An 11,036-nucleotide genomic window follows, 5' to 3' on the forward strand; every position below is an offset into this window, starting at 1 on the left:
AAGACATAGATCTAAAAAATCCCTGGGGGTCCATGAAATCACCCAGGGATTTTTTTGAATAAATAGATTTAAGATTTCGCCAGTAAATAGACGCCGATTAGAATGACTGCAACGCCAGCCAGCTTCAGCGGTGAGATCGTCTCCTTGAAAATATAATATGCCGGGACCATAGCGAGAACGTAAGCGAAAGCCTGCATCGGATAGGCAACGCTTAATGGAAGTCGGGTCAGCACGGCGAACCAGAGCAAGGTGGCAATGCCGTACAGGGCAACGCCGCCGACGATGGCTGGGGAAGTGACGAGCTTGCCCCAATGGAGTCCACCGGAGCGGCCGAGTCCGATCTTGAACAGAACTTGGCCTGTGACCAGTAGTACAATATTGCCCAGCAGAAGAAGATAACTAATCATTTTGTCCATGGAAATCCTCCCGTTCCTTCAGAATCGCCACTTCTTGGGTCAACCGCAATACCTGCGAGGTGAGTCTCGTAATGACGATAGTAAGATGAAGTATAATGGCGAAGCAGAATAAGAGGCCGAACAAGAACAGAACAGCTGGAGCATATTTCACGCCTAGCCACTCTGCAATCCGTTCGACCAGACTGACATTGAAGGAGATGATCAGCAGAATAATGCTGAATAGAATCCAGAGCAGAGAATACTGCTCCTTTAGCTTTTGCCTTCTGACCAGCTCGAGGATGGAGAGAAGGAAGAGGGCTGCAATGCCGACAGATAATACGTAAATAGGCATCTATTTGCTCACCGCCGTTCGGTTAAAACGCAGTGCGCTCATTAATACGGCCAGCGTAACCTTAATCATATAGTACACCGATTTGAGCGGTGTAATCGAGGATTTACCAGCCTGGCGTTCATGCATTTCCGCTCTTACCTCTGTGATGTTACAGCCTTTTCGCTTAAGGTAGACAATCGATTCAACCTCTGGATAATCCATCGGATAATAATCAGCGTACAGATCAATCACCTTCCGGCCAGCGGCGCGAAATCCACTTGTTGTATCTGTGAAGCGCTGACGGGTAACCAGAGAGACGAGCGCCGAGAAGAACAGGATACCGGTCCGCCGCAGCAAGGGTGAGCGGTAATCTGTAGCCTCTACGTATCTGGAGCCGATCACCAGATCATATGTCTTGGCCTGCTCGATCAGCTTGGGCAGTTCGGCTGCAGGATGCTGTCCATCGGCATCCATCTGGACGGCAATATCGTAGCCCATTCTCTGGGCATATATGTAGCCGGTCTGCATGCCCCCGCCGATGCCGACATTATACGGAAGCGTCAGCACGCGGGCTCCTGCGTCTGTCGCGACGATCTCTGTTCGATCGCTTGAGCCGTCGTTAATAACGATAATGTCAACAGAAGGAGCATGCTGTTGGATATCCTTGATGACTTTGGCGATGCTGCCCTCCTCATTATACGCAGGAATAATTACAAGTGTCTTCATGTTGTAGTCAATCTCCTTTCCTCCAATTCACGCCGGTTACGGTGGATGCAGGAGTAATAGTTCTACCTCTAATAGCCTGATCAATCAGGCAAGCTCCGAATAGAATCAGCAGGGCCATGTTAGGGTAACCGTAGCGATTAAAAGCAATGAACGGAATATAAATGACCGTAAAATAACACAGCGCGAGCAGAAGCGGGAGCAGGCGGCGATGGCGGCGCTTGATCAAGGCAAATACGATGCCGGCCATGTTCAAGAGCATCAGGATGATCTGCAGAACATTCATCACAGGCCGGCTTATAGGCCAGATCGGGCGGGAATAGAAGGGATGGAAATAGAGCTCTATCCATCTTCCCAGCGTGTACCAATAAATATATTTCAGCGGCTCATGCGTGAAGCCATAAGCGATAACATCCAGGCCTTTGCGAATGGCATTGCGGTCTGAACCCTGGAACAAAGTCTCCGGCGAATATTCCGGATGGGCTTCGAAGAAGCCTGATGGCGGCAGCTGCCAATAGAACCTCGTACCGAGCAGGAACGGGCTTCCCGCAGAATTCGTGAATAGAATGAATTCGTGGAAGGTCAGCCAGTTGCGGATCCACCAAGGCGTAAGCAGAACGATGTAGACCCCGATCATGAGGCCTGTGTATTTCAGCATCAGGCGCCAAGGAATTTTATTCTTCCACCAAATAATCAGAAATACGGCCGGATAGAGGGAGGCGTGAGGCTTGAAATAAGCGGCGGCAGCGGTTAGAACCCCGATCAGGACATACCAGCGTGTTCGGTTCTGCTCCATCGCCAGGATGGTAACGCAGATGAGCAGCAGCAGAATAGTACGGAAGGTTGTCTCCGTCAGGATGACCCCGGAAGAGAAATAATCCGGAAGGTAGAAAGCGCTGATTGTAGCAGCGATCAAGCCGGTACGAACGTTAAATGTCCGCCTGCCAATCCAGAAGATTAAATATACGGACAGCACCTGCTGTAAGCACTGAAAGATCCGAAAGGCGATGACGCCGCCCTGGTCTTGACCGAATACCGCCATCAAGCCGGACAGGATGAGCGGCAGCCCGGGCATAATAAATGCAGAGGGCTTGTCTTTGGTATTGTAGGCGAGCACTCCTTCATTTAGTAGCAATCGGGAGGTTTGAATATATTTAACATCATCATTATTGGGATGAACTGGATCGCCTAGGAAGAAATAATCGTTATAGATAAGAACAATGGCACATGAGACGATCCCGACGAAGATCAGTAATCCGATCAACAGCTTTTTGGCCAATGGACTCATTGTTGATGTTGCAGACACTTCACTCACTCCTAAGTACCTTCATATATTTAAAGATTGAAAAAGATCATATTTATTGATTTTATGCCCAAAAAAAGGAATATTCAACCAACCCGACTTTAAGTTCCCTAATACTAACGTATCGCTTTGCGGTAAAGTTACATGCAACAAGTCTTATGATCACGCTGCTTTTGCAAAAAAAGCCCAGGTGCGAATGTTATTCACACCTGAGCTTTTTCATTGAAGCCATCTGCTTCTTATTGGAATGTCGTAATGATTAGCCAAATATTCAGTACAGTCAGGGCTACGGCGATCACCCAGGCTAAAATGACAACCCACATGCGGTTCTTGAACTCGCCCATCAACTTCTCATTACTAGTGAAGATTGTCAGCGGAATGATGGAGAACGGCAGGGCGACGCTTAAGAATACTTGTGTATAGATCAGAAGATGTTCAACGACTGATTCGGTGTCTCCGAATACAATAATACACACAATAACAGGAATAATGGCTATAACACGTGTGATCATTCTTCTTGCCCACAAAGGCATCCTCATTCTTATGAAGCCTTCCATTACAATCTGTCCGGTTAATGTACCTGTGATCGTCGAGTTCTGCCCGGACGCGAGCAGGGCAACTGCGAATAGAACGCTAAGCAGCGGACTGGCGATGGCACCTACAATGGCGTTATCGCTTAAGGCCCGGTAGAGCTGTCCTAAGGTATCCAGTTCACCGCTGTATCCGAAGAACAGGGAAGCACCGAGAATGAGCAGCAGGCAGTTGATGACAAAAGCGATCGAAAGCTGAATATTCGAATCAATTGTTGAGAATCTAACTGCTTCCTTAAGAGCAGCACGGTTGTCGCGATCATATTGTCGCACTTGAACGATTGAAGAATGCAAGTACAGATTATGGGGCATTACCGTAGCTCCTACAATCCCGAGTGCGAGGAACAAGGCGCCTTTGTCAGTTACGATTTCCGGTTTCGGAACGAAGCCGCCGAACATATGGGCTATATTTGGCTGAGCTATAATGACCTCGTACAGGAAGATCACTAAAATCGTAGCGATTAACGTGGCCACGATGGCCTCAATCTTCCTAAACCCGAAGCGTGCCAGAATCAATAACAGGAAGACGTCAAGCACTGTGATAATTACACCGAGAAGCAGCGGAATATTAAATAATAAATTGAGTGCAACTGCACTACCGATGACCTCGGCAATATCTGTAGCCATAATAGCTAGCTCGGTAATAATCCAGAGGACGAAGCCGAGCTTCTTGCCTGATCTCAGGCGTGTAGCCTGAGCCAGGTCCATACCCGTGACAATCCCCAGTTTGGCGGACATACTTTGCAGCAACATCGCGATGAGATTGGAGATCAGAATAACCGTTAAGAGCAGATAACCGTATTGGGCACCGCCAGCAATGGAGGTAACCCAGTTGCCGGGATCCATGTAACCAACGGCCACTAATGCGCCGGGTCCGGTATAGGCTAGAAGCTTTCTCCAGAAACCTGCATTCTGAGGAATAGGAACCGTATTATTTATTTCAGCTAGGCTTAATCCATTTTGTGTTTTACGCAAAAACTTTTCTTTTTCCATGCTGGCCCCTCCTTTTCCTATGTACAAAAAAGTTTCCCTAGGTAAACACAAGGTAATTTTACTCCTTTTGACGAGAAAAGCAAGAGGGAATTTATAATAATTTTTAAAAAGCCATGTCTCAAAAGTTAAGATTCCCATTTGAATAAAAAAAGACTTCAGGAAGAACCTGAAGCCTCTGTTAATTATTATTAGTCTTGGATTCGGATATTGCCCGAAGTTGCTCGAATCTTGATCAAATCTTGGGTCTGACCTGGAGATTCGGGAGCCCTAATGTCGCCTGAGGTTGTACGCAGATCGTATATTCCTTTGAATCCAGGATCAGCGGATAGCCGAATATTACCGGATTGGAGCGAGATATCCAGGGAATCCGAACGTTGATTCTTCAGCGTAATGTTGCCTGAGACGCTCTTGAATATTCCATCCCCTGCGAAGTTATTAAAATCGATATTGCCGCTCTGTAAAGACACATTAGCTGCGCCCTTCACATTCTCTGCTTTGATATCGCCCGAAGTTGCCTGCAACGTAGTAGCACCATCCAGATTGGTGACTTTGATCGTTCCCGAAGTTAGCTTGATTTCTGTATCCGCCTTAATGTCAGTCGTTGTAATATTGCCTGAGGTGGAGTGGATAGTGAGGTGATTTGTGTTGACGGAATTAGCTTTAATATTACCGGATGTACCGTTGATATTGACATTTCCCGCGTTCAACTCCGAGAAACTTCCGTTGTTGGATCCTAATTTGACAGCGAATTGTTCTAATCGCGCGGGATTAGCCAGTGCTACTGTAATATGCTGATTATTGGACTGGAAGTTGATCTGCATGAAGCTCCATCTGAATTTTCTCTTCAGATCAAGAGTGAAGTCTTTAGTTGATGTATCGGCATTTTTGAGCTTATCGATCGTCTCCTTCTCCATATTTCCTCTAACCTCAACGTAATCGGTGCCGTCCGAACTCTTGATAAACTTTACATCCACATCATAGTCACTGTTAATCGACAAGGAATTCAGCTCAGCAAAAGTCAGCTTCTGATTGTAGGAGGGGAGGTCATCCCCAAATTCGAACCCTTGATATGCCATCCCGGCAAAGCCGATAATAATGAGCGCTATCGCTAGAAAGGACCAGCGTTTTCCGTTTCTCATCTCTTTTCTCCTCCTTTGATCGTCTTTATGTTCCAGGCAAGGTACCTACTGCTGATTTCCAATAATCCTTTAATGGTATAGCGGGAAATGATGGTGAATAGAATGCCTACACCGATAAGGACAATGACGGCAAACCCTTTGGCTGGAAAGAATACACCATGTAGATAATAATCAAACAGAAGTGCAATTGGACTAAGGAATCCTGAGACAGCCATCAGAACGAAGCTAACGCCGAAGCCCCACAGAGAGATCAGGGACGGAACGACGATCAGATTCAAAAAGAAGAGTCCAATGTATACCATAACCGTGGCGAAGGATCCACGGGATTTGATGGCTGCCGGAGGAGAAGCAGGATGTGGTTGTTGTTGCCCAGAAGCGAACCAATATACCTGCTCTTGGGGAATTCGGCGTTCGCCGATGGCTTCCTTGGCAAGCTCTTCAGGATCGCCAAGCTCTTGGACGATCTCGGTTTCCGTCTTACCATTTTGTAGTCCGAAGGCAAAGTGTGTCTCATAATCATTCATCAGTTCATTGCGTTCTTCCGGTGGCAGAACTGACAAATGAGCGTGTAGACTCGTTAGAAATTCATTCTTGTTCATGACTTACTCCCTTTCTCAATCAAGGATGATACACTGTTGACGAAATGCTTCCACTCGACGATAAGCTCCCTCATATGGAGTTCCCCTTGAGCGGTTAACTTGTAATACTTACGAGGCGGTCCCTCCGTTGATTCCTGTAAATATGTTGTACAATATCCATCGTTCACGAGCCGCCGCAGCAGCGGATACAGTGCCCCTTCTGCCACCTCAATATGCTCCGATACGGACTGAGCCAGCTCGTATCCATATCGGTCGCGCTCATGAATAAGTACGAGTATACAGAGCTCAAGGGCGCCTTTTTTGAATTGAACATTGATATCCAAAAATTATCGCCTCATTTGCTATTAGTAGATTAAATATCATAGTACTGAATAATGATTAGTACACGGTAAATAGTAACATGCAGTACTGATTAATGCAAGATAGTGGGGGTCCATTTTTATTAAACCAATTAGCCGTATTCCCCATGTTTACACAAGGAATACGGCTAATTCGGCGTACCTATTCGTCATATATTACTTCTCTTCGCCATAATGTGGATTCAACCGGGTCAAATCCTCTGTGGCCGGGCCCTCAATAACGCTACCCTGATAATTGAATCTGGATCCATGGCAGGGGCAATCCCAAGACCGCTCGGCTTCATTCCAGTGCAACTCGCAGCCCATATGACTACAAGTGGTGTCTACTAAATGGACGACACCAGTAGAATCCTTATAGGCGCCGGCCCTCTTGCCAAGGTGCTTGACGACGGCCCCTTGATCTGCCCTCAGATCCTCGACCTTCAGATGGACGGCCTCTATTTTGCCGCTGATCAATTCCTTGGCTACCTCTGCGTTTTGAACAGTTAGGTTCTTAAGACTTGGATCAATTTTGAATCTGGAGGGGGTGAATAACTCTGTATATCGGTTCTCTTTTCCGGTAATCAAATCGGTTATCAGTAACGCCGACACTGCAGAGGTTGTCATTCCCCATTTGGCGAAGCCTGTCGCTACATAGATTCTAGGATGTCTGGAGGTCACGTTGCCGATATAAGGTACCTCATCAATCGTAATCAAGTCCTGCGTTGACCAACGATATGGAATTTGTTCTACTCCGAAGGTATCCCTGGCGAATTGCTCTAGCCTCTCATACCGCTCGATCGTGCAATCATTTTTCCCCGTCCTATGGGATTCACCCCCGACTAGAAGGACTTCGCTTCCGTTCAGCATAGCAGATCTCACAGACCGCTTTGGGTCGCCGCAATTGATATACATGCCGCCCGGATAGGGTTGCTGCGGCTTGATGGCGACAACATAGGAGCGCTCGGCATGGAGCCGGGTGAAGTAGAGGCCGCCCCCGTCAAAGAAAGGGAAGTGGGAGGCTGAGACGGCATTCTGACAAGCAATTTTGTGCCCGTCTGAGGTCTTGAGAATAATGTTGCCATCATCCTGTTCTTCGGCATAGTCTTCAAGGGTTGTATTCTCGTAGAAGCGTCCGCCCTTCTCTACAATGTAGTTGGTGAGGGAAGACAAAAATAGAAGCGGGTGGAACCGGGCTTGATTGCGCAGGACGATGGCGCCCTTCGATTCAATCTGCAACGGCAATTCATCAACCCATTCGCCCGGCAGATCAAGCTGGCGGTAAGCCTCCCACTCTTGTCTCAACTGACTAAGCTGATCCTCGGAGTCAGCATATAAATAGGCGTCATCACGTTGGAATTGGCACTCGATGTTATGCTTCTGGATCGTATCGGAGATGAAGCGGATGGCTTCTTCGTTGGCCTCCCAATAGAGGCGCGCCGCTTCCTTTCCAAAATGACTTAGCAGGCTGTTGTATATCATGCCATGCTGCGAGGTGATTTTGGCTGTCGTGAAGCAGGTCGTACTTTGCAGTATTTGACCGGCATCGATAATGGTGATCTTCAGCCCCGCTTCAAGCAATACATAGGCGGTCATAATCCCGGTGATACCGCCTCCGATAATGGCCACATCGCACTGTATGTCCTCATTCAGCGTAGGGAACGAAGGGCGGGAAGAGGTGTGGCTCCACATCGATTCGGGGAACTTGGGCAGAGATCCGGAATGAGGTGTGTTATTCATTAACTTGCTCCTCCTTAATGGTTCAGATTGGCAATTTGATTCCTTGTACAATTGTCTCCAATAATTTGCAGATGAAACAGTCTCTTCTGAGGTTCAGAAAGATTGTGCAATAGATGTTAGAAATCTAAATCTCATTACAGTGTGATATATGACGATTGACGAACAATAGAATAAGACTTATACTAATTCTAAAATCATAAAATAAGGGATGTCCTATATATGAAATCATTAAATTTAACGACTCAGCGCCAAGCTGTATACGATGTCGTTCGCAGAGCGAATGACCACCCAACGGCCGCTGAGGTGATGAACCGGCTTGTCGAGCAGGGATATAACTTTGCTTATGGAACAGTGTATAATTCACTGCGTTATTTGACCGAGAAGGAAATGATCCGCGAACTGAAGCTGGGTGAGTCCGCGAGCCGCTACGATGCCAAGCTTGATGACCACCAGCATATTCTGTGTGAGGTTTGTGGTCGAGTAGATGAAGTTATGACGAGAGTACCTGATGACTGGAGCAATGCTGTTGCCAAAGAAACCGGATATGATGTTCATCATGCTCACGTTGTATTCGGGGGGGTGTGCCCAGCATGTCAGTCAAAGAAATGAATACTGCAGAAAGAGCTTACGGCTTGACGACGCAGCCATTCAGAACCCCAGCGGAAGAGCAAGACATGAGGCTGGAAGAGATGGCTGGGGTTCCGGTCTTCTGTCCGGTAACGCAGCGGGTGATTATTGTCAGTCCGAACCCAACGGAGATTTATGAATTACTCCGGGATTTATCAGAGGGCTGCTTTGACGTGCTGGTGTTCCACCATTTGGAGCAAGGGATACGCAATGCACAGGCAGCCGACTTGCTCATCTTCGACTTTACCTTTTACCGTGAGATTGGAGATGCAGCAGCGATTCAGACCTTGATGAAGCAGACGGGTGATGTTCCTTGTCTTCTGCTCGTCAATGAATCCGTCCTTGCCGGGCTGGATCAGGGCCTGATGAACCATGAGCTTCTCGTATGGCCGGCAAGAAAGGGAGAGATCCTCTACCACGCGCAGCGCATTATTCGCAACCAAGGGGAACGCAGTACATCCTTAAGTGTGCTGAATGGAAGCTCCCCAACCGTGTATAAGGATCTGTGGATAGATCGTAAGAAGATGGCTGTATACAAAGATGGAGTACAGATTGAGCTGACCAAGACGGAATATGAACTGTTCATTCAACTCTTAGACCATGAAGGAACCGTGCTATCTCGTGAGGAGCTGCTATCAGAAATTTGGGGAACAACCTTCCTGGGCGGCAGCAACATCGTTGATGTTCATATCAAGAGTCTGCGTAAGAAGCTTGGCGACCGGGCAGTGGATTCCCTTTATATTGCCACAGTGAGAGGTGTAGGTTATCGTCTGGCGGATTAATGGCATGCGGGTATGTGTGCCTATTAATAATCAATGTTTGGATTAGGCGAGTATCGTCCAATGGGCGGCGGTACTTGCCTTTTTTATGCTTGCGGTAGCGATTAGGTGGTTCAATGGATTTAATTGTCGGACTTTTGGACTAGGAGAGGAAATCAATGGATCCATGTCGAACAGATAATAGGGTAAGTAATATTCGGGAAAGGACCATGATCTATGAAGAAACGCATACGTATTACTTTGTTGATCTCGATGATCGTTGTTGCTGCTGTGCCAAGTGTATTAAGTATGGTATTGATTCATGACGGCATGGTAAGCAGTCTAGTCATCTTGGGGATTTCATTGGTTGTCGCGTTGGTTGCAGCATGGTTTACAATCCATTTCATTGCCTCGCCATTGAGCCGTCTGGTGGAGATGACACAAACAGTTAGTATGGGGGATTTAACAAAGAGATTAGCAAGTATACAGCGGAAGGATGAGATCGGCGAACTGTCCAATCACTTCCAACACTTGGTGGATAATCTGAGCGATACGATTACAAGCGTTCGCGATACGACGGGGAATGTAGCCCGTTCTGCCGAGCAGCTTGCTTTCGGAGCTGAGCAGACAACGAAAGCCATCGAGGATGTGACCGTAGCGATTCAGGAGATGGCTGGGGCCAGCGAACAACAGAAGGATAGTGTTGAAATTGGTATTCATGAGATGGACAATATGTCAAGGCAGATCCTATCAATTACCGAGCATATCCGAGAGGTTACAGAAACAATGGAGAAGACTAACGCAACAGCTGAGGAAGGAAATGCTTCAGTATTAAGCGTTGTCGAGAAGATTGAGCATATCCAGCATACCGTGGATGACTTGGGCAACGTCATACAGACACTCGGCACGCTGTCAGAGAATATTGGCGGTATCGTTGAAGCGATTACCGGGATCGCCAAGCAGACAAGCCTACTCGCACTGAATGCCTCGATCGAAGCAGCGAGAGCTGGGGAGGAAGGGCGGGGCTTCGCGGTAGTCGCTTCCGAGGTCCGTAAGCTGGCCGAGGAATCCGAGCATTCGGCACATCAGATTGAAGATTTAATTGGAAATATTCAGAGTGAGGTCCATCTTGCTCAGCAATCGATGGAGAATGCCAAGCTTGGGGTAAATGAAGGCATCGTTGCTGTAGACACCTCTGGCCGTTCCTTCTCTAGGATTCGCAAGGCGGTTCGTGTAGCCGCATCCAAGATGGAGGAGGTATCTGGCGCTGCGCAAGAACTGCAGAACGGAGCCCAGAAGGTAACTGAGTCGATTAACGGTATCTCATCGATTTCCGAGGGTAATTTGGATAATGTACGTACCATTTCTGCTGCGGCTGAGGAACAGCTTGCCTCTATTCAGGAGGTCGCTGCGTCCTCTAATGATCTATCGAGAATGGCTCTCCAATTAGAGGAATTGGTCAAGAGGTTCAAGGTTCAGAGATTATAGGATATATGAAAT

At 47.4% G+C, this 11,036-nt stretch carries 12 protein-coding genes; 3 read left to right on the top strand and 9 right to left on the bottom strand.

The genetic code is table 11. The features are described 5' to 3' along the window. Positions 1-68: 68 nt before the first annotated feature. From ABD014_RS17600 to ABD014_RS17640, 9 genes are all read right to left on the bottom strand, one after another. The gene (locus ABD014_RS17600) at positions 69-416 is read right to left on the bottom strand and encodes an EamA family transporter (RefSeq protein ID WP_343863145.1); all 348 of its coding nucleotides are present in this window, start codon (positions 414-416) and stop codon (positions 69-71) included. Further along, positions 400-747, bottom strand: coding sequence for a DUF2304 domain-containing protein (locus tag ABD014_RS17605; protein ID WP_343863146.1), 348 nt, complete (start codon positions 745-747; stop codon positions 400-402). Before ABD014_RS17605 ends, ABD014_RS17600 begins: the two co-directional genes overlap by 17 nt. Continuing rightward, entirely contained in the window at positions 748-1,452 is a 705-nt protein-coding gene (locus ABD014_RS17610) for a glycosyltransferase family 2 protein (RefSeq protein ID WP_343863147.1), read from the bottom strand. It abuts the gene before it with no gap. Positions 1,453-1,459: 7 nt separating this feature from the next. Continuing rightward, entirely contained in the window at positions 1,460-2,755 is a 1,296-nt protein-coding gene (locus tag ABD014_RS17615; RefSeq protein ID WP_343863148.1) for an ArnT family glycosyltransferase, read from the bottom strand. A gap of 236 nt (positions 2,756-2,991) precedes the next feature. Beyond that, positions 2,992-4,335 carry an Nramp family divalent metal transporter gene (locus tag ABD014_RS17620; RefSeq protein ID WP_343863149.1) on the bottom strand — a complete coding sequence of 448 codons (1,344 nt, stop codon included), beginning with the start codon at positions 4,333-4,335 and terminating at the stop codon, positions 2,992-2,994. Between the two features lie 188 nt (positions 4,336-4,523). Then, entirely contained in the window at positions 4,524-5,474 is a 951-nt protein-coding gene (locus tag ABD014_RS17625) for a DUF4097 family beta strand repeat-containing protein (RefSeq protein ID WP_343863150.1), read from the bottom strand. Further along, positions 5,471-6,073 (bottom strand): HAAS signaling domain-containing protein, encoded by a 603-nt coding sequence (locus ABD014_RS17630; protein ID WP_343863151.1) that lies wholly within the window; start codon positions 6,071-6,073, stop codon positions 5,471-5,473. The genes ABD014_RS17625 and ABD014_RS17630 overlap by 4 nt, the downstream gene beginning before the upstream one ends. Further along, positions 6,070-6,396 carry a PadR family transcriptional regulator gene (locus ABD014_RS17635; protein WP_251413672.1) on the bottom strand — a complete coding sequence of 109 codons (327 nt, stop codon included), beginning with the start codon at positions 6,394-6,396 and terminating at the stop codon, positions 6,070-6,072. The genes ABD014_RS17630 and ABD014_RS17635 overlap by 4 nt, the downstream gene beginning before the upstream one ends. A gap of 192 nt (positions 6,397-6,588) precedes the next feature. Next, entirely contained in the window at positions 6,589-8,151 is a 1,563-nt protein-coding gene (locus ABD014_RS17640; protein WP_343863152.1) for an FAD-dependent oxidoreductase, read from the bottom strand. A 219-nt stretch (positions 8,152-8,370) separates the two neighbouring features. On the opposite strand from ABD014_RS17640, the gene ABD014_RS17645 reads away from it, so the two are divergent. The 3 genes from ABD014_RS17645 to ABD014_RS17655 all read left to right on the top strand — a co-directional run bounded on the left by ABD014_RS17645 (position 8,371) and on the right by ABD014_RS17655 (position 11,024). Continuing rightward, on the top strand, positions 8,371-8,760 hold the full coding sequence (locus tag ABD014_RS17645; protein ID WP_343863153.1) for a Fur family transcriptional regulator: 390 nt from the start codon (positions 8,371-8,373) through the stop codon (positions 8,758-8,760). Continuing rightward, on the top strand, positions 8,742-9,560 hold the full coding sequence (locus tag ABD014_RS17650; RefSeq protein ID WP_343863155.1) for a winged helix-turn-helix transcriptional regulator: 819 nt from the start codon (positions 8,742-8,744) through the stop codon (positions 9,558-9,560). The genes ABD014_RS17645 and ABD014_RS17650 overlap by 19 nt, the downstream gene beginning before the upstream one ends. Positions 9,561-9,773: 213 nt before the next feature. Further along, a complete protein-coding gene (locus tag ABD014_RS17655; RefSeq protein ID WP_343863156.1) occupies positions 9,774-11,024 on the top strand; it encodes a methyl-accepting chemotaxis protein in 1,251 nt (416 codons plus the stop codon). Positions 11,025-11,036 lie beyond the last annotated feature (12 nt).

Source organism: Paenibacillus motobuensis (genome assembly GCF_039521865.1).
In the GTDB taxonomy this organism is placed as follows: Bacteria; Bacillota; Bacilli; order Paenibacillales; family Paenibacillaceae; genus Fontibacillus; species Fontibacillus motobuensis.